The sequence below is a fragment of the Pseudomonas petroselini genome (genome assembly GCF_045037875.1).
In the GTDB taxonomy this organism is placed as follows: Bacteria; Pseudomonadota; Gammaproteobacteria; order Pseudomonadales; family Pseudomonadaceae; genus Aquipseudomonas; species Aquipseudomonas petroselini.
This window is the reverse complement of sequence record NZ_CP173614.1, coordinates 3,864,911-3,882,541: the sequence shown is the minus strand read 5'-3', so window position 1 is coordinate 3,882,541 and position 17,631 is coordinate 3,864,911. Positions and strand designations below refer to the sequence as shown.

Here is a 17,631-nt window from a genome sequence, read left to right as displayed (position 1 = left end):
AATCGGTTGACCAGATCACGCAAGATAGGGGGAGTAAGCGAGAAGATGCTCTCGCAAACGCTCCAAGCACTCGAGCTTGATGGATTCATCAATCGAAAGTCGCTACCCGTTGTGCCGCCACATGTGGAATACAGCCTGACGCCGCTAGATCATGAGGCCGCACTGCACCTGGCAGTGATGGTTGACTGGATCGAGAGTAACCTTCCGGAGATCATGACTCGACGTCGGGAGGCTCGAACATCTTCGCCCGAAAATCATGCCTGATATCCGGCATGGAGGAGTGATATTCCTCATTCCTAGCGAGCCGGAATCAATCAGCGTGCTTCCGATATCCATCACTCCTGTCTCGTAACAGGCCATCGCAGAAACGCCTCCCTTGTGCCCCGTCCCTTTGCATCCTGTCGATTCGAACATCACCTCACTTGGTCTCTAGGCTCCTAATAGGATGTCCTCTATAGGCGCGCATCTCTTGTGACTATGAGTCAACCTGAACTCATAACGACAGACACCTTTCGGTTGATGTCTCTACAAGAATAAGCAGAGGGGCAAAGCTCCTACTGCGTTAGTCGCTTCAGAGGCCAACATGATCTCTCATGAGATTTATCTCCTTTCGCTTCAACTCAACCAAGCCTACTGGGCATGCGCGGATGGAACTGCAGATCAGGTCGTCCAGAACTTGTTCGTCCCTAGCGGTCGGCTGCAGCTGGGTTCGCTGGAACTGACCGGACAAGATCAAATTGAGCGTTTTTTCGCAGAGCGCTCTCTTGCGAATGAAGAATCTGGCCGAATCACTCGACACTTTTCCAGCGGCTTCGCTCCTGTGGCAGAGAGCGGCAAACGGTTGCGGGTGAAATCCCTTGTCATGGTGTTTGCTGGCACCGGCGCTCTCCCCCTCCCTTCTGACGTTCCTTCAACCATTGCAGATGTCGAGGATATTTTGGTGCTGACATCCGCTGGCGAGTGGCTCTTTGAGAGCCGAGTAATCAAACCCGTATTCGTGGGCGCGGCTGCAGCCAAGTTCGCTCAGCAATCCTAAATCTTCCAGGAAAACTTCTTCATGCCTAATAACAACAATTCAACTCGGAATAACGCGTCGGCTGGTTTCCTCGCCTGTGTACCTCACGTTCCACTCACCAAAATTCAAGAGTCTTTGGGGGTCAAGGCAAACGAGGAGTTCTGGTCGAGCTACGAGAAACGCGTCGAGGAATTCAAGGCCTTCGATCCTGAACTGGTGATCATCTTTGGTGGCAACCATATGGACGGCATCCACCTAAAACTGATGCCCCAGTTCGTGGTAATACACGCTGCCGAGGCTTTGGACGACTGTGGCGGATGGCCTGGCCCACTAGACGTCCCTATGGACGTCGCAACAGCTTTGACAGAGCACCTTAACGAGCATGAATTTGATATCACGACCTCATACGCAATGGAGGTCGATCACGGATTTTCTAATCCATTGCACTATTTCATGGGTGAGCTGAACGCCCGTCCTGTTCTTCCTATCAATATCAATACCATCGCAGATCCTCGACCTACCCTGCGCCGCTGCCGTTTACTGGGCGAGGAAATTGGACGCTTCGCAAAAACACTCAACAAACGCATAGCGTTTCTGGGTACCGGTGGGCTTTCGCACCAGACTGATTTTGTGTTCCCGCAGTACCACACAGCCCCAAACCTGGAGGTTCGAGACTACCTTGTGCACGGCGGAGATAAAGGCCCAATCACCCGCGAAAAATGGCGTAATGACGTTGTAGTCGGGATGGACAAGCTCAGCCGCGATCTGGTGGAGGGTACATTCCAAGCCCCATGGATAAATGAAGAGTGGGACAAGAAATTTCTCTCAACGTTGGCTAATGGCAACCTCGCCGAGTTCGATAACTGGACAGACACCGAGGTTCTGGACGCTGCTGGTTATGGCGGATCGGAAGTGCGCCTTTGGATTGCTGCAGCTGCCGCCGCACAAGCGTGCGATGAGCGCTCCGATTTTAAAGTCGACTTCTATTCAGGAGAAACGACCTTTGCCGTCGGCGCCGGGATTGTGCACAGCGACCCATCATCAATTTAATCCTGATCAACTTGGCAGATCCTAGGCTTTTGATTCAGGACTGCATGTGACCTCAGCTTGGTTGCGACCAAGTTAAACCAGGGGATGAGCATGAAAAATAAAGTAATTATCACGTGTGCTGTAACGGGCTCAATTCATACTCCGTCGATGTCACCGTACCTTCCCGTGACATCGGCTGAAATTGCGACTGCAGCACTGGAGGCTGCTGACGCAGGCGCTGCAATCGTGCATTTGCATGCACGCGATCCGTCAGATGGACGGCCCTCGCAGGACGTGGGGTTGTTTCGCGAGTTCGTACCTGAAATCAAAGAAAAGTCTGATGTGATCATCAACATCACAACAGGCGGCTCACCCACGATGACAGTAGAAGAGCGTCTGCAACCTGCGTTACAGCTAAAGCCTGAAATCGCATCCCTCAACATGGGCTCAATGAATTTTGGGCTCTATGAAATGCTAGGACGCTTCAAGGATTTTAAGCACGATTGGGAACAGCCGTATCTTGCCGGAAGCGATGACCGAGTTTTCAAAAATACATTCAAGGACATCGCTTACATTCTTCAATCCTGCAGCGAGAATCAAACCCGATTCGAAATTGAATGCTATGACATTGGTCACCTATATACCGCAGCACATTTTTTGGAGCGCGGACTGCTGAAGCCACCATTGTTCATTCAGTCAGTATTCGGACTTCGCGGAGGCATCGGCGGACACCCGGAAGATATCTTGCAAATGCGTCGAACAGCAGATCGACTGTTTGGAAAAGACTATGTTTGGTCGGTTCTAGGGGCAGGACGGGGTCAGATGCCAATCGCGGCGATCTCTGCATCTATTGGAGGGAATGTTCGTGTCGGACTAGAAGACTCTCTTTGGGAATCTCCTGGCCAATTGGCCACATCCAGTGCAGCACAAGTGAAAAGAGTTCGTACCATCATCGAGGCATTATCGCTCGAAGTTGCAACGCCTGAAGAAGCGCGACAAATGCTTCAATTGAAAGGCCGGAATTCAGTCGCGTTCTAGTTCAAAAAAACCACATTAAAATAAGATTAACCGGAGTTACCGATCATGGCTAAAGCCTCAGACTACCGCGCCTTTGCTTCTGTCGTGCCTCATTATGCATCCACCACTACAGGTAATACTCCTGAGTACACGGGCTGGATGGACGAACAAATGTCCTGGAAAACCACTTGCTACATGGGGGACTGGTCGTTCGTCCCTCAGATTCGAATCAAGGGTCCAGACGCACTAAAGCTGTTTACCGACCTCTCGACCAACAGCTTCGATAGTATGCCCCTTAACCGGGCTAAACATTGCATTCAATGCAATGAAGAAGGAAAGGTCATTTCAGAAGGTGTGCTATTCCGGCACGCGGAAGACGATTTTGAGTATCAATGCGGTACCCCTCAGTGGGTGTACTACCACCTCAAATCGAAGGGCTACAACGCTGAAGCAAGTTTCCCTGTCAGCTATAAAATGCAGATCTCCGGGCCAAACGCACTGGGGCTTTGCGAAAAGCTGGCTGGCGAAAGCTTGAGAGACGTCAAGTTCATGTACACAAAGAAGTGTAAGGTTAAAAACCTGGACGTTACCTTTCTGCGCCAAGGCATGGCCGGTGAAATCGGTTTTGAATTGCAGGGCCCAATCACCGAGCGAGATCAGTTGATTGCGACGGTCATGGAACTGGCCCCTGAGTTCGGAATGCGCCGCTTAGGTGCCAGAAACCTGATGATCAACCATCTTGAAGCGTGCTACCCGACTGGGAGCATGCATTTCTACAACGCGCTCTCCGACGTAAGCCGACAGGCTTACTTAGATTTCATGGCGGACGATAAAAATCTGCCGGACGCATGGCGAGGCACCCCATTTGAGACGGTTCTGCGATTCAACTTCTCAGGCGCATTCACCGGCAGTTGGGATGGTGAAGATCTGACTGACTTGTACCGCAGTCCGGTTGAAATGGGCTGGGGCAAAAATATCGCTTTCGATCATGACTTTATTGGTCGTCAAGCTCTTGAGGTCGAACTGGAGACTCCTCGCCGCAAGGTGGTGACCCTTGAGTTTAATAGTGAAGACGTCAAGGCTGTCCACGCGTCCCTCTTCAGCGATGGTGAAGTCTACCGTCAGTTTGAATACCCAGACATCCCGCATCAGATGGCTTGGACTGATCTCATCCTCAAAGACGGGAAGACCGTGGGTCACGCCACTCACCCTGGTTATAGCCTCTACTTCCGGAAAGTTCTCGCGCTTAGCTTCATCGATGTCGCTTACGCTGAACCAGGTACTGAAGTTGAAGTGTTGTGGGGAGACCCAGGCACACCTCAGATCAAACTTCGTGCCACTGTAGCACGTGCTCCGTACAAGCAGGACACCCGCCGAGCTGACCTGACTAAGCTGTAACGTAAGTGCACCAAAGTGTTTGAGTAAGCGTTACGTACTATTGATCATGCGTGTGGAGAATTATCATGGCTGCGCCAGATAAGCCAAAAAATGAAAAGACTTATATTTTGAATGCCACTTGCAAAGCGACTAAAGGCATTGTGGCAGCAGTCACCTCATACCTTGCGGAAAACGACTGCTACATCTGTTCATTGGAGCAGTTCGATGATGAGTCCACTGAACGCTTTTTTATGCGTGCTGTGTTTAAGCCTGAAGCCGCTGCGCCGAAGCTTGAAGAGCTCAAAGACGGTTTCGTAGATATCGCCCAGCAGCTGGATATGTCGTGGAATTTCTTTGATCCGAGCCTTCCAGTGAAAACTGTGATCATGGTATCGAAGTTCGACCATTGCCTTGACGACCTGCTGTACCGTCGCCGAAAAGGTGATCTCAACATGGAGATCACCGCAGTAGTATCGAACCACCAAGAACTGCGTCCGATGGCTGAACGAGAAGGCATTCGCTTCGTCCATCTTCCAGTGAATAAAGACAATAAGGCTCAGCAGGAGGCACGCCTTGTTGAGATTGTTGCTGAGACGCAGTCAGAATTGGTTATTTTGGCTCGGTATATGCAAATCCTTTCCAATGAACTGACTGCTGAGTTAGCTGGCAAGTGTATCAATATTCACCACTCTTTCTTGCCAGGTTTCAAAGGAGCTATGCCTTACCATCAAGCTTTCGAGCGCGGGGTAAAGCAAATCGGTGCAACAGCGCACTACGTTACTTCTGACCTTGATGAAGGGCCGATCATCGATCAAGTCGTCACGCGAGTTGATCACAGTTTCAAACCGCAAGAGCTGGTTCGGGTAGGTCGCGATAACGAGTGCATGGCGCTCGCAGCAGCTGTGAAATGCCACATTGAACGCCGCGTTTTCGTCGATGGAAACAAGACGATAGTGTTCCAAGGCAGCTAGACCAGACTGCAAATACCGCGACGTCGTCCTGTTCGAATTAACGACGAGCTGATCGCGGTATTTTTTTTATAGACACAGATTCCGCCTGCCCGCTGTGCCGGAGAACAAAATGACTGCCAAAATTATCGATGGCAAAGCACTGTCGTCGAAACTGCGAATAGCTTTCAGAGCTCGGGTCTCCAAGCTGATTGATCAGGGAGTTCGCCCTGGATTGGCTGTAATTCTCCTAGGGGACAATGCCGCATCTCGGGTTTACGTGAGAAACAAGATTAACGCATGTGATGATTGCGGCCTTAAGTCATTCCCTCATCTGCTGCCCCCTGAGACGAGCGAAGAAGAGCTGCTCGAAATCATCGCAAAGCTTAATGAAGATGAAGCAGTCCACGGCATTCTTGTTCAGCTACCGTTACCATCCCATATCGATATGCGAAAGATCCTGGAATCAATCGCAGTTGATAAGGATGTTGATGGCTTTCACCTCTACAATGTCGGCAGCCTAGTTGTAGGAAATAGCATATTTCCGCCTTGCACTCCATATGGTGTACAGCTGCTTTTGGACACAACTGGAATTGATGTAGCCGGTAAAAATGTCGTCGTTGTGGGAGCTTCGAATATTGTTGGTAAACCCATGGCGCTCATGCTCTTGCAAAAAGAAGCGACTGTGACGGTTTGCCACGCAAAAACCCGCGATCTTGCTCAATACACTATTTTGGCAGATATCCTCATCGTTGCGGCTGGAGTACCTGGCCTCATCACCGGCCAGTTGGTCAAGCGCGATGCAATCGTCATAGACGTAGGCATAAACAAACTGCCTGACGGGCGGATTGTTGGCGACGTCGATTTTGCATCAGTGCAGCAGCGAGCGTCGTGGGTTACTCCAGTTCCAGGTGGAGTGGGCCCGATGACGGTCACCATGCTGATCGAAAACACCTTACGGTCAGCTGAGCGTCGCGCTGGTATAGGTCGCGGCATTGGCACTGAAGGGTGGGACGCTGCTTCTCACTAACTACACGTGGCCAGCGATGAGCGACAGGCTTCCATCTGGCCCCATTGATCTTTTGGAGCACACGATCCATGCCTAAATCGATAGATCGAAAATCTGTTGTACTCATCCACGGGTGGGGCGGGTCTGCCCAATCTGTGTGGAACGCCAACGGATGGTTTGACCTGCTTCGTACCGCTGGATTTGATCCAGTTGGAATCGACCTGCTTGGACACGGAAGTGCTCCTCGCCCTCATGATCCTGCTCGGTATGCTGATCTCGCTAGTGAAGCCATAGCCCAATTGCCGGACGACCAGGAGCTTTTTGGGATCGGATACTCCCTAGGCTGCAAAGTGTTGCTAGAGATAGAAGCAAGACAGCCAGGTCTATTCTCAGCGCTTGTCCTAGGAGGGCTGGGCGGGAACGTATTCGCGCCCGAAGCTCTTGGTGCCGTCGTTGCCAAGTGCTTAGAAGATGGGATTCCAGAGGACTCCCCGCCTGTAGCGAAAATGCTCGCCCGGTATGGGGTTGCTGCGGGAAACGATCCCCTCGCTATCGCTGCATGCCTTCGACGCGAGCCCAACCCTGTTTTAACGGCTGAGCGGCTGCAAGCAGTGGATTGCCCCGTGCTTCTCGTATCCGGAGATGCAGATACGGTTGCATACCCGGTGGATGAACTCGCTGACTCACTTTCAAACTCAACAGTAAAAATCCTGGCTGGTGTCGACCATCTACACCTACCTGAGAACAAGGTCTTTGCGGAGGCCGCCCTTCGTTTTCTGACCACATCCTAGCTCTCAGTAACCTGCGCCGTCCTGTCGTCGCTGATCAACTGTCTCGGGATATACAGACGAGAATTTAAGGCAAAGCCTATGAACACCACAACAGCAAGCTTCCGGCACCTACTCAAGAATAGTGGTCGTCCATTGTTCGGTACTTTCATCAAGTCGCCATCGCCTCAGGCAATTGAAATATTGGGCGATTTAGGCTTCGACTTCGTGATTGTTGATGCGGAACACGCGCCCTTTGATAAGGGGACAATTGATCACCTTTTGCTGGCAGCAAAGGCAAGCGGCATTGCTGCGTTGGTCAGGGTTGCCGAAGCGTCTGCAAGTCACATTCTTTCACCACTCGACTGTGGTGCATCCGGGGTAATTGCCCCCCACATCGACTCCGTCGCTAAAGCAAAAGCGCTAGTCGCTCAAAGCCGCTATAGCGAGGGCCGGGGGTTTTCCAATTCTCCTCGAGCAGGCGGGTATGGGCGTAAATCAATATGGCAGCACGTTGACCAAGCTGATGATGAGGTTGTCGTGGTCGGAATGATCGAAGACCCGAGCGCGGTAGCGAATATCGATGACATTCTCAGCGTAGAGGGGCTTGACGCTGTGTTCATAGGGCGCGGAGACATGGCGGTAGCTCTTAATGATCGGGAGTCTGGCGCACCAGTGGTTCAGGATGCAACAAACAGGGTGATACACGCAGCAAAACGCGTTGGGAAGACGGTACTCCTTCTCGCCTCAACACCCCAAGAGGCGAAGAGTTTTCATGCTCTGGGTGTTGGAGCATTCGTTATCTCGTCCGACCAGGGATTCCTCCGTACGGGTGCAGCTGAGGCGCTTAGTGCGTTCACAAACTCCACGTCCGCCATCATCAATTAACCGTTGAGGAGCCATTATGAGCCAGTCTAACGACCCCAGAGCCAGTCTCGCAGCATATGGTCAATCACAAGCAGCTGAGTCCTATCCTGCTCAATACGCTCGTTTCTACGCGACACCGCCATCTGTGTCCGACGACCGGGTAGAGATTTGGTACGCACGTGGCCAAAACTTTGCTGTGGGACATGTCGTTGCAAAACCTGGGGCGGTTATCCAGCGATCAGATCAAGTCGACGAATATGCGATTCTCGCCTTGGATCCCAACGTTTCCTTCGTAGTCACATGGGAAGGCATTCAGACTCAGGTAAGAGGTGGTTCCATAGCATTCATTCCGGCTGGCTCCAGTTCGATCCGTTTGGAAGGTGGAGGCAGCCTCACGATGATGATTACGACTCGAAATCAAGATGTCTGCGATCTCTGCGAGAACTCTGAAGCCTACAAAACCCAGCATGCAAACATCCCTAGGTTTGAGGAATGGCCACAGCCGCCAACGGGGCTGAAGGTACGACAGTACAGTCTTGATGTGGCTGACGACCCTGGAAGATTCGGTCGTATCTGGCGCTGTTCGACGTTCATGATTAATGTCCTTCCCGCCCAGATAGGGCCACGGGACACGGCAAAATTATCGCCGCATCACCACGACGACTTTGAGCAGGGCTCACTCGCCTTGGAGGGATCTTTTACCCACCACGTGCGCTGGCCTTGGAACTCAGACTTGAGCACCTGGCGCGCCGATGATCACGAACTCTGTGCCTCTCCGTCCCTTGCGGTTATTCCGCCTCCGGCGATTCATACATCGCGAGGAATGGATGAAGGGACTAATCAACTGATTGATATTTTCTCTCCACCTAGGGTCGATTTTTCCTTGAAGGAGGGCTGGGTGCTGAACGCTGATGAGTACCCGCTCCCGGCGAAGATAACTCCCGTGTAAATCGGCCTATTCCGGTAGGTACCCGAATTTCAGCCGCCGCCACGAAGCACAATACTGAGGAGATAACACATGCATGACGTCGTGATAGTCGCGGCTACCCGCACCGCCGTTGGCAGCTTTCAAGGCAGCCTGGCACTCACGCCCGCCGTTGAGCTTGGTGCGACAGTCATACGCCACCTGCTCGAGCAGACCAAACTGGATCCCGCCAATGTCGATGAAGTCATCATGGGCCACGTGCTAACCGCAGGGGCCGGGCAAAACCCCGCGCGTCAGGCCGCGCTTAAAGCCGGCTTACCAGTGGCTGTTCCCGCGATGACGCTCAACAAGGTATGCGGTTCCGGCCTCAAGGCACTGCACTTGGGCGCACAAGCTATTCGCTGTGGCGACGCTGATGTAATCATTGCTGGCGGCATGGAGAACATGAGTCAAGCGGCATATGTGATGCCTGGCGCTCGTAGCGGCCTACGTATGGGCCACGCGTCAATGCTCGACAGCATGATCACTGATGGCCTGTGGGACGCCTTCAACGACTACCACATGGGCATCACTGCCGAGAACCTCGCGGAAAAGTACGATATAAGTCGAGCCGAGCAGGACGCTTTCGCAGCCGACTCCCAGAACAAGGCCTGCGCGGCAATTGAAGCCGGGCGGTTTAAAGGGGAAATCACCCCTATCATGATCCCGCAGAAAAAGGGCGAACCGATTGCATTCGACACCGATGAGCAACCACGTGCAGGCACCACTTCTGAAACATTGAGTAAGCTTAACGCAGCATTCAAGAAAAATGGCAGCGTCACTGCCGGCAACGCGTCGAGCCTCAATGACGGCGCCGCTGCTGTAATGCTGATGAGTGCAGCTAAAGCCAACCAATTAGGTCTGCCAGTGCTATCGCATATCGCTGCCTATGCCAATGCCGGGGTTGACCCCGCCATCATGGGGATTGGCCCAGTGAGCGCCACCCGCCGCTGCCTGAAAAAAGCCGGTTGGGACCTGACAGAGCTCGACCTGATCGAAGCAAATGAAGCCTTCGCCGCACAAGCTTTATCGGTTGGCAAAGAGCTTGAGTGGGACTCCAACAAAGTTAATGTCAACGGGGGAGCCATCGCAATTGGTCATCCCATTGGAGCATCAGGCTGTCGAGTGCTAGTCACTTTGCTTCATGAAATGATTCGCCGGGATGTCCACAAGGGCCTAGCTACGTTGTGTATCGGTGGTGGCCAAGGTGTTGCGTTAGCGCTTGAGCGAAAATAACTTACTGGCTATCAATACGATATGGATCCGGTGATATCGACACTCAAGCTCGATGCAACCAACTAGCTTGGCCCGTTGATCACCATCCAGGGATGCACTAGTGTGATGTTTCACAAGTAACGCATGAAATTACTTGCCTAATGCTTTTGCTTCACGCGCTACGGAACCCAGGATCTCGTCCGTTTTTTTGTGCCCGCAAAATGGCTTCGGATTCTGGTTGTAGATTTCAAGGTAGTGCTCGATTGAGGCTTCCAGATCCTTTCCGCTGACATGAGCCTGGCGCTTGATCCATTTCTCGCTCAGCGTTGAGAAAAAACGCTGCACCAGATTCATCCATGAGGCAGACGTGGGGGTGAAATGGATACAGTAACGAGGGCGTGCGGCCAGCCACGCCTTGACCTTATCGGTCCTGTGCGTTGCGTAGTTATCCATAATCAGATGAATCGGCACATCGGCCGGTACTGAGGCATCAACCTATTTGAGAAACGACAGAAATTCAACACTGCGATGCTGGCGATATAACCGGCCAATGACTTCGCCTGTTGCCACGTCCAGAGCAGCAAACAGCGACGTCGCTCCGTGACGCTTGTAATCGTGCGTACGCGTCGCAGGATTTCCAGGCGCTAAAGGCAGTCCAGGTTGCGTGCGGTTCAGCGCCTGGACCTTGCTTTTCTCATCAACACATAACACCAGTGCTCTTTCAGGTGGGTTCAAGTAAAGGCCCACAATGTCCTGCACTTTGTCGACAAAAAGTGGATCGGTAGAAAGCTTGAAGGTTTTTCCCAAGTGAGGCTTGATCGAGAAGGCATGCCAGATACGCATCACGCTAGCCGGAGATATTCCTGTTTCCCGACTCATCTGCCGGGTACTCCAATGGCTGGCGTCTGTGGGTTTGCTCTTCAGAACGTGATCAACCACCTTCTGCGCTTCTTCATCACTGATTGCCGCGGGCGGCCCGAACGATGTTCATCGTTCAGGCCAATCAATCCCCATTTCGAAAAGCGCGTCCGCCACCGCGAGAACACGTCTTTGCTGACGTTGAGGCGCTAAGCAATGGAGATTCCAGACTCTCCCTCTGCGCACGCCAGGATAATTTCGGCGCGAACACAGGCATCCTGTGCGCCTTTACACTGGTTAACCCGGCGTAGAAGCTCTGCTTTTTCGGCTTCGGATAAAACGATGACAGTCGCTGGTCGGCCCATAGAAACGCTCAGCTCTCACGAGTCAGTTTCAGATGAGCATAGACCAATTTTTCATTGGTACTTGTGAAACACCACACTAGCTGAGCGACGCTTCGGGGCGTGGCGGACGTACAGAGGAATACATGGGCCCGGTATGCTCAATTGGATCACCACTGAGCGACTCGGCCATTTGGTTTTTGGTCGCCATCCAGTCATCGAAATCTTGCAGGCGCTCGCTGAGTAGAGCGATGACCAGGGATCGAAGCCGCGATCAAAAAAGCAACGGCCTGCCCCGTTTCAACGCAGACTAAGAGCTCACGGTTGACTTGCCAGCTGTCGTGACCTTGGACGCCGGTGAGCGAGAAACCGAACTGATCATCTCCTAGCGGCCCAATCGGCTCGAAATGACTCATTATCGACAATTGGTTCGGATGGGCTCCATAGTCAATCGAGGCCTCATACAGCTCGGTAACTCGCTGACCTGCTGCTTAATTTCAGTGACCAGTTCCGTATCGTTCACGAGCCGACGTCGCCGCACTTTGGGTGATGCCGATTGCTTGATCCGAACCGTTAATTGCGAGCGCGACACGCCGAGACATTCGCTGACCAGTTTCACTGGTCGTACCCCGCCAACAAGGGTGAGTGCGCAATCCATTTTCGCGACCGGGCAATCTCCACGACCTCTTTTAGAACTTCGGCTTCCATTGTCTTCTTGTCCAGCATCCGCTGCAATTCGCGGATCTGCTTGAGCGCATCGGTCAGTTCCGACGCAGGTACGACGGCTTCGCCAGCACTGACCGCCGACAAGCTTCCGTCCTGGTACAGCTTGCGCCACTGGAACAGCTGGTTGGCGTTGATGCCGTTGCGTCGGGCCACCACGGACACGCTTTGTCCCGGTTCAAGGCTCTCGCGGACCATGGCCAGCTTCTGGTCGGTGCTCCAGCGGCACCGGCGCTCCTGGCCGAGTAGCTCGCCACCCTTATCATTGCTGTTAGTCATAAACATACCCGTTTGCCTATCCCTTATCTTAAGGGGGAACGGTGTCCTGTCTTTCATGGGGCTCGTTCACTGCCCAAGAGAACAGCTTTCACCAAACCACAATATCACTTCGACCTAAAACCAATACTCTGGTCATTACAGACTCCTCTGAGTTGGTTCGAAGCTAAGCAGCGATAATGGCCTGCCGCCTGAATGCGTATGTCTGGCGTGAACCAAGCCACAGCAAAATACGCCAAAGCGCATGGCGTAGCGTTGGTGTCGATAATTGAAAGCGTAGTTACCCGCGGAACTCGCTCCACGCACGCAGTAGAGGCGCAGCCTCCAGCCTTGCTCAACATTCCGGAATTTTTTACTCTGGCACGTCGACGAGAATGACACGTGAAGCATCTCGATTAAATCGCCCGGCCGTGCTAATTCGTAAATCAACAAGACGCTGCTGATTAGACCGACATTAGAAATATCTGTGATCACCCCCTCTTCAGAGAGTGGCACCCAGATCTCTGCTCAGAGTGTTCTCTCCCCCCTAAAGCGATGATCTCAAAAGCTCCGCACGGCAGGTTTCTAGTATTTCATCCGCAAGCAAGGAGTCATCCGGACAAGCCCTAGACAACATGACCGCACCGATGGAATGTGCCAACAGATTGATCATTTTTGCTCGAGCCTCCTTCTTAGTCACAGTCGACCCTGCGGTGTGCTTTTCCTCGAGCGCAGCAATCATGTTTTCGACGCCACCGGCAAAGGTTGTCTTAAACTCATCTGACTGACGAGCAGCGTCCCCGCACAGAGCTGCCATCGTGCAACCATCGCCCCTGCCGTCTCTGTGAGACCTCGACACGTACAGACTCACAAATCCAGGAACGTCGATGTCGCTGGTACCCGTCAGAGATTTTGAAAGACTGTTTTCGGCTGCCTCGGCCATCAAATCAGCCTTCGAGCCAAAGTGTTTGTAGAAGCCTCCCTGCGTGAATCCGGCGGTCGCCATCAGCTCCGCTATCCCAACGCCGTCGTAACCACGCTCACGGAACAGCTCGGAAGCCGTTTCCACGATATGAGCCCGGTTGGCGATTGATTGCGCCTTAGTGATCTTCATCTCGCCCCCTGAATATCTCAAAACCATGGGCTGACTATACAATGATGTCGATCGCAATCAAAGCTGTTGACATCTTTGAGCATGATCGACATCATAAAATCATTGCCGCGCAGGTAGACAGCTAGCCCCACTCACCAATATCTATGGAGTCCACATGAACGATAAGACCTTGTTTGAGCCATATGCGCTCGGCTCAGTGACACTCTCCAACAGAGTCGTGATGGCACCGCTCACGAGAAACCGCGCAGGATCGGGTTTCGTCCCAAGTGAACTTGCTGCGATCTATTACGGCCAGAGGGCCTCTGCCGGCCTCCTGATTTCCGAGGCCACTCAAATCTCGCAGCAAGGTCAGGGGTATCAGGACACGCCAGGGATTTACACGCAGGAGCAGATAGAAGGATGGCGCGCAGTCACCCAAGCCGTTCACGCGAAAGGCGGGCACATCTTCATGCAGCTTTGGCACGTAGGGCGCGTTTCCCACGTTGACCTTCAGCCCAATGGCTCCGCGCCAGTGGCGCCCTCTTCCCTGGGAGCCGCGACGAAGGTTTTCGTCAACAACAGCTTCGAGGACGCCTCCGAACCCCGAGCCCTTGATGCCAGCGAACTGCCAGGGATCGTGAATGACTTTCGGGTTGCAGCGGCAAATGCGATTGCAGCTGGTTTTGATGGCGTAGAGATCCATGGTGCAAACGGTTATTTGCTGGATCAATTCCTCAAAGACGGCTCCAACGTGCGCACAGATGCCTATGGTGGATCCATTGAAAACCGTGCTCGCTTGCTGCTCGAAGTCGCTGCCGCTGTAGTAGAAGAAATTGGTGCCGACAGAACAGGTATTCGTCTTTCTCCAGTGTCACCAGCCAACGGTATTTCAAGCAGTGACCCGCAACCACAATTTGACTACGTCGTTGACCAGCTCGATGCCTTGGGCCTGGTTTACATCCACGTGGTAGAGGGTGCAACTGGCGGGCCGCGCGAAGTCGCGCCTTTTGATTTTGGCTCCCTGCGCCATCGCTTCAAAAACACCTACATCGCCAACAACGGCTATGACCTGAATCTCGCGAGCTCCCAACTCAACGATGACAAAGCGGATTTGATCGCCTTCGGTCGTCCGTTCATTGGCAACCCTGATCTGGTAGAGCGGCTCAAGACCGGCGCTAAGTTGTCCGCATTCGACCCGGCGACTATCTATGGCGGCGGTGCGACTGGCTACATCGACTACCCGACACTTGCCGAATCCAGTTCCAAGCAAGGCTGAGCAGTAATCGCGACTGAATCGTTAACCGACATCAATTAAAGAGCATCCTATTATGAGCATCCCTGGAACCGTTTTGATTACCGGCGCCTCCACCGGAATCGGTGCAACCTACGCGGAGCGTTTCGCAGGACGCGGGCACAACCTGGTGCTGGTCGCCCGCGACAAACACCGCTTGGACGCTTTGGCTTCCCGTCTGCGCGAGCAACACGGTGTTACCGTTGACGTGATCCAGGCTGACCTGACTCAAACTTCCGATTTGACGACTGTCGAAACTCGCCTTCGCGACGACGCCAGTATCAGCATTCTTGTGAACAACGCGGGCGCCGCTCTATCCGGTAGCTTCACTGAGCAATCCACTGACAGCGTTGCCAACCTAGTCGCACTCAACACGACTGCGCTAGTACGACTCACCAGCGCCATAGCCCCTCGCCTGTCACACGCTGGCAGTGGAGCGATTGTCAATATTGGCTCGGTCGTAGGACTGGCACCGGAATATGGAATGTCGGTCTACGGCGCAACCAAGGCGTTTGTGCTTTTTCTCTCACAAGGCTTGAGCCTCGAACTCGCCCCCAAAGGCGTGTATATCCAGGCCGTACTGCCAGCCGCGACCCGTACCGAAATCTGGGAGCGCGGAGGCTACGACATCAATGCCATTAGCGAAATAATGGAAGTCGGAGACCTAGTTGATGCCGCGCTGGTAGGTTTAGATCGCCGAGAACCAGTGACAATACCCCCTGTACAAGACGAGGCCCACTGGGATGTTCTACAGACTGCCCGCCAGGGTTTGTTGGCAGATATCCGCCAAGCCGAAGTTGCCAAGCGCTATAAAAAATAAGGCGTGACCGTGATGCAGCAAACGCTCACACAGTGCCCTACAGGCAGAGCGTTAGCTGCACATTGTTCCAATCTGTACCTCAAACGGATACGGTGCGCAAATGACCGCTCAATCCACAAATAATCATCCTGGGCCGCAGGGGCTGTTCGTCCAATCCGCCAACCTGTGGGTCAATGTAGAAGGAACAACATTTGCCTACCGGGACTTGGGCCCGAGAGACGGATCGCCGCTCGTTCTATTGAACCATTGGGGCGCCGTCCTGGATAACTTCGATCCTCGAATCGTTGACGGTCTGGCTCAGAGGCAACGAGTCATTGCCATTGACTATCGCGGAATCGGCGGCTCTGGTGGAACCGCACCTTTAACTGTTAGCGAAATGGCAAACGACGCGATTGCGGTTATACGCACTCTGGGATTCCAGAAAGTCGATCTATTGGGTTTCTCACTCGGTGGATTTGTCGCGCAAGACATTGCGCTAAAAGCGCCTGAGATTGTGCGAAAACTCATTTTGACCGGAACCGGGCCTGCTGGTGGCCAGGGCATCGACAAAGTGTGGTCTGTGGCTTGGCCGTTGATGCTGAAGGGCCTAGTGACAATGCGCGATCCAAAGTTTTACCTTTTTTTCACCCCATCGGCTGACGGTCAGAGTGCGGCGCGCGCTTTTCTAAAACGGCTGACGGAGAGAAAAAAAGAACGCGATAAAGGCCCCACCTCATCAGCGTTCATGCGACAACTGAGGGCAATAACTGCTTGGGGTCGCCAAGCGCCTCAAGATCTCAGTCGCATACAGGTTCCAACCCTTATTGCCAACGGCGACAGCGACATCATGGTGCCCACTGCGAACTCGACTGAGCTGGCCCGTCGTATCCCCAATTCTCAACTGATCATTTATGAGGACGCTGGGCATGGCGGAATTTTTCAGAACTACGGTGACTTCGTCCCCACGACATTGGCATTTCTAAACACTTGATAGCACCTCAACACACTCGGATGCCACCAGCTTCCCCACCCGCTCTCAGCCACTAAGAGTTGACCAACCATGAAAGCTTTTTTTATCAACCGATACGGCAAGAGCAGCGGTGAGCTACCTGAACCAAAAGTAGGCGGCAACGACGTTCTTGTTCAAATACACGCTGCAAGCATCAATCCTTTGGATTTGAAAATCAGAACGGGAGAATTTAAACAGATTCTCCCCTACACCTTTCCTTTGATATTGGGGAATGATTTGGCCGGCGTTGTGGTTCGTGCGGTCTTACTTTCCGACGCCCTGCCAACCGCACATGAAATTGGCGTGCAATATGGCAATGTTCAACCGGGCGATACCATCGCCGTCGTTGGTGCTGGGCCAGTTGGCATGGGTTGCGTACTCACCGCTCAGTTGTACTCCCCCTCCAGCATCATCGTCATCGACATGGATGAAAACCGTTTGGCCATGGCTCGCGAACTTGGCGCAACTCACACCATTAACTCTGCCCATGAAGATGCCATCGCCCGTGTTTTGGAGATTACCGAAGGCCGAGGAGTGGATTGCGCGATTGAAGCTGTTGGCCTGGAAGCCACTTGGAATATTTGCCAACAAGTCGTCAAAGAAGGTGGGCACATTGCCAATGTGGGTGTGCATGGCAAGCCCGTGCAATTTGCGTTGGAGAAGCTCTGGATCAAGAATCTCACCATCACCACCGGCCTCGTAAACGCCAACACCACCAGCATGCTCCTCAAAACTTGCTGCTCCGGCAAACTACCGATGGAAAAGCTCGCCACTCACACCTTTGGATTTTCTGAGCTGCCCAAAGCCTATGATGTGTTTAAACATGCCGCTGATGAAAAGGCCATGAAAGTCATGATTGACTTCTAGGAATGTATCCGTTGGTAATAGGTAAACTATCGATCCTAGCCGCGTTCTGCGCGGCTTTGGCTTTAGACCGTGGCGAAACGTTTCGAGCCCTAGGTGGTACCGAATCATGTACAGCTACTAAATTCGTGTGCGCGACAACGAACAAAATTCCCGTACATCCGCTAAGTGTTTTTCGGCCACTTAAAACG

At 52.9% G+C, this 17,631-nt stretch carries 15 protein-coding genes and 3 pseudogenes; 15 read left to right on the top strand and 3 right to left on the bottom strand.

The window, feature by feature from the left end; translation table 11 throughout:
* Positions 1-18: 18 nt before the first annotated feature.
* The 11 genes and pseudogenes from ACI512_RS17825 to ACI512_RS17775 form a co-directional block, all read left to right on the top strand.
* A pseudogene (locus tag ACI512_RS17825) lies at positions 19-264 on the top strand (winged helix-turn-helix transcriptional regulator); the annotation flags it as partial.
* Between the two features lie 319 nt (positions 265-583).
* Positions 584-1,036, top strand: a complete 453-nt coding sequence (locus tag ACI512_RS17820; RefSeq protein WP_231807651.1) for a hypothetical protein — start codon at positions 584-586, stop codon at positions 1,034-1,036.
* Positions 1,037-1,057: 21 nt separating this feature from the next.
* The gene (gene mhpB, locus ACI512_RS17815; protein WP_103392410.1) at positions 1,058-2,065 is read left to right on the top strand and encodes a 3-carboxyethylcatechol 2,3-dioxygenase; all 1,008 of its coding nucleotides are present in this window, start codon (positions 1,058-1,060) and stop codon (positions 2,063-2,065) included.
* An 84-nt stretch (positions 2,066-2,149) separates the two neighbouring features.
* Entirely contained in the window at positions 2,150-3,082 is a 933-nt protein-coding gene (locus ACI512_RS17810; protein WP_103392464.1) for a 3-keto-5-aminohexanoate cleavage protein, read from the top strand.
* Between the two features lie 45 nt (positions 3,083-3,127).
* The gene (locus ACI512_RS17805) at positions 3,128-4,459 is read left to right on the top strand and encodes a glycine cleavage T C-terminal barrel domain-containing protein (RefSeq protein ID WP_103392411.1); all 1,332 of its coding nucleotides are present in this window, start codon (positions 3,128-3,130) and stop codon (positions 4,457-4,459) included.
* A 65-nt stretch (positions 4,460-4,524) separates the two neighbouring features.
* Positions 4,525-5,409, top strand: a complete 885-nt coding sequence (gene purU, locus ACI512_RS17800; protein ID WP_074845410.1) for a formyltetrahydrofolate deformylase — start codon at positions 4,525-4,527, stop codon at positions 5,407-5,409.
* Between the two features lie 109 nt (positions 5,410-5,518).
* On the top strand, positions 5,519-6,415 hold the full coding sequence (folD, locus tag ACI512_RS17795; RefSeq protein ID WP_074845413.1) for a bifunctional methylenetetrahydrofolate dehydrogenase/methenyltetrahydrofolate cyclohydrolase FolD: 897 nt from the start codon (positions 5,519-5,521) through the stop codon (positions 6,413-6,415).
* A 68-nt stretch (positions 6,416-6,483) separates the two neighbouring features.
* On the top strand, positions 6,484-7,185 hold the full coding sequence (locus ACI512_RS17790; RefSeq protein ID WP_103392412.1) for an alpha/beta fold hydrolase: 702 nt from the start codon (positions 6,484-6,486) through the stop codon (positions 7,183-7,185).
* Positions 7,186-7,263: 78 nt separating this feature from the next.
* On the top strand, positions 7,264-8,049 hold the full coding sequence (locus ACI512_RS17785) for an HpcH/HpaI aldolase/citrate lyase family protein (RefSeq protein ID WP_074845416.1): 786 nt from the start codon (positions 7,264-7,266) through the stop codon (positions 8,047-8,049).
* Between the two features lie 16 nt (positions 8,050-8,065).
* Positions 8,066-8,977, top strand: coding sequence for a hypothetical protein (locus tag ACI512_RS17780; protein ID WP_074845419.1), 912 nt, complete (start codon positions 8,066-8,068; stop codon positions 8,975-8,977).
* 69 nt (positions 8,978-9,046) lie between these two features.
* Positions 9,047-10,228 carry an acetyl-CoA C-acetyltransferase gene (locus ACI512_RS17775; RefSeq protein WP_074845422.1) on the top strand — a complete coding sequence of 394 codons (1,182 nt, stop codon included), beginning with the start codon at positions 9,047-9,049 and terminating at the stop codon, positions 10,226-10,228.
* A 129-nt stretch (positions 10,229-10,357) separates the two neighbouring features.
* Here ACI512_RS17775 and ACI512_RS17770 read toward each other — a convergent pair.
* The 3 genes and pseudogenes from ACI512_RS17770 to ACI512_RS17760 form a co-directional block, all read right to left on the bottom strand.
* Positions 10,358-11,430: pseudogene (locus tag ACI512_RS17770) on the bottom strand (IS630 family transposase).
* A gap of 442 nt (positions 11,431-11,872) precedes the next feature.
* Positions 11,873-12,408: pseudogene (locus ACI512_RS17765) on the bottom strand (transposase); the annotation flags it as partial.
* Positions 12,409-12,931: 523 nt separating this feature from the next.
* Complete coding sequence (locus ACI512_RS17760) at positions 12,932-13,498, bottom strand: TetR/AcrR family transcriptional regulator (RefSeq protein ID WP_074845425.1); 567 nt, start codon at positions 13,496-13,498, stop codon at positions 12,932-12,934.
* A gap of 154 nt (positions 13,499-13,652) precedes the next feature.
* Here ACI512_RS17760 and ACI512_RS17755 point away from each other — a divergent pair, with 154 nt between their 5' ends.
* The 4 genes from ACI512_RS17755 (at position 13,653) to ACI512_RS17740 (ending at position 17,443) form a co-directional block, all read left to right on the top strand.
* A complete protein-coding gene (locus ACI512_RS17755; RefSeq protein ID WP_074845427.1) occupies positions 13,653-14,753 on the top strand; it encodes an alkene reductase in 1,101 nt (366 codons plus the stop codon).
* Between the two features lie 52 nt (positions 14,754-14,805).
* Positions 14,806-15,588, top strand: a complete 783-nt coding sequence (locus ACI512_RS17750; protein ID WP_231807653.1) for an SDR family oxidoreductase — start codon at positions 14,806-14,808, stop codon at positions 15,586-15,588.
* Between the two features lie 100 nt (positions 15,589-15,688).
* Positions 15,689-16,558 carry an alpha/beta fold hydrolase gene (locus ACI512_RS17745; protein WP_074845431.1) on the top strand — a complete coding sequence of 290 codons (870 nt, stop codon included), beginning with the start codon at positions 15,689-15,691 and terminating at the stop codon, positions 16,556-16,558.
* Between the two features lie 69 nt (positions 16,559-16,627).
* Positions 16,628-17,443 carry a zinc-binding dehydrogenase gene (locus tag ACI512_RS17740; protein ID WP_146048281.1) on the top strand — a complete coding sequence of 272 codons (816 nt, stop codon included), beginning with the start codon at positions 16,628-16,630 and terminating at the stop codon, positions 17,441-17,443.
* The last annotated feature ends 188 nt before the right edge of the window (positions 17,444-17,631 follow it).

Bases quoted from the DNA above. Each gene is read 5' to 3' on its own strand.
- purU (WP_074845410.1), top strand. From the start codon at position 4,525: ATGGCTGCGCCAGATAAGCCAAAAAATGAAAAGACTTATATTTTGAAT.
- ACI512_RS17805 (WP_103392411.1), top strand. From the start codon at position 3,128: ATGGCTAAAGCCTCAGACTACCGCGCCTTTGCTTCTGTCGTGCCTCAT.
- ACI512_RS17810 (WP_103392464.1), top strand. From the start codon at position 2,150: ATGAGCATGAAAAATAAAGTAATTATCACGTGTGCTGTAACGGGCTCA.
- ACI512_RS17740 (WP_146048281.1), top strand. From the start codon at position 16,628: ATGAAAGCTTTTTTTATCAACCGATACGGCAAGAGCAGCGGTGAGCTA.
- ACI512_RS17790 (WP_103392412.1), top strand. From the start codon at position 6,484: ATGCCTAAATCGATAGATCGAAAATCTGTTGTACTCATCCACGGGTGG.
- ACI512_RS17785 (WP_074845416.1), top strand. From the start codon at position 7,264: ATGAACACCACAACAGCAAGCTTCCGGCACCTACTCAAGAATAGTGGT.
- ACI512_RS17820 (WP_231807651.1), top strand. From the start codon at position 584: ATGATCTCTCATGAGATTTATCTCCTTTCGCTTCAACTCAACCAAGCC.
- ACI512_RS17760 (WP_074845425.1), bottom strand. From the start codon at position 13,498: ATGAAGATCACTAAGGCGCAATCAATCGCCAACCGGGCTCATATCGTG.
- folD (WP_074845413.1), top strand. From the start codon at position 5,519: ATGACTGCCAAAATTATCGATGGCAAAGCACTGTCGTCGAAACTGCGA.
- ACI512_RS17745 (WP_074845431.1), top strand. From the start codon at position 15,689: ATGACCGCTCAATCCACAAATAATCATCCTGGGCCGCAGGGGCTGTTC.
- ACI512_RS17750 (WP_231807653.1), top strand. From the start codon at position 14,806: ATGAGCATCCCTGGAACCGTTTTGATTACCGGCGCCTCCACCGGAATC.
- ACI512_RS17780 (WP_074845419.1), top strand. From the start codon at position 8,066: ATGAGCCAGTCTAACGACCCCAGAGCCAGTCTCGCAGCATATGGTCAA.
- ACI512_RS17755 (WP_074845427.1), top strand. From the start codon at position 13,653: ATGAACGATAAGACCTTGTTTGAGCCATATGCGCTCGGCTCAGTGACA.
- ACI512_RS17775 (WP_074845422.1), top strand. From the start codon at position 9,047: ATGCATGACGTCGTGATAGTCGCGGCTACCCGCACCGCCGTTGGCAGC.
- mhpB (WP_103392410.1), top strand. From the start codon at position 1,058: ATGCCTAATAACAACAATTCAACTCGGAATAACGCGTCGGCTGGTTTC.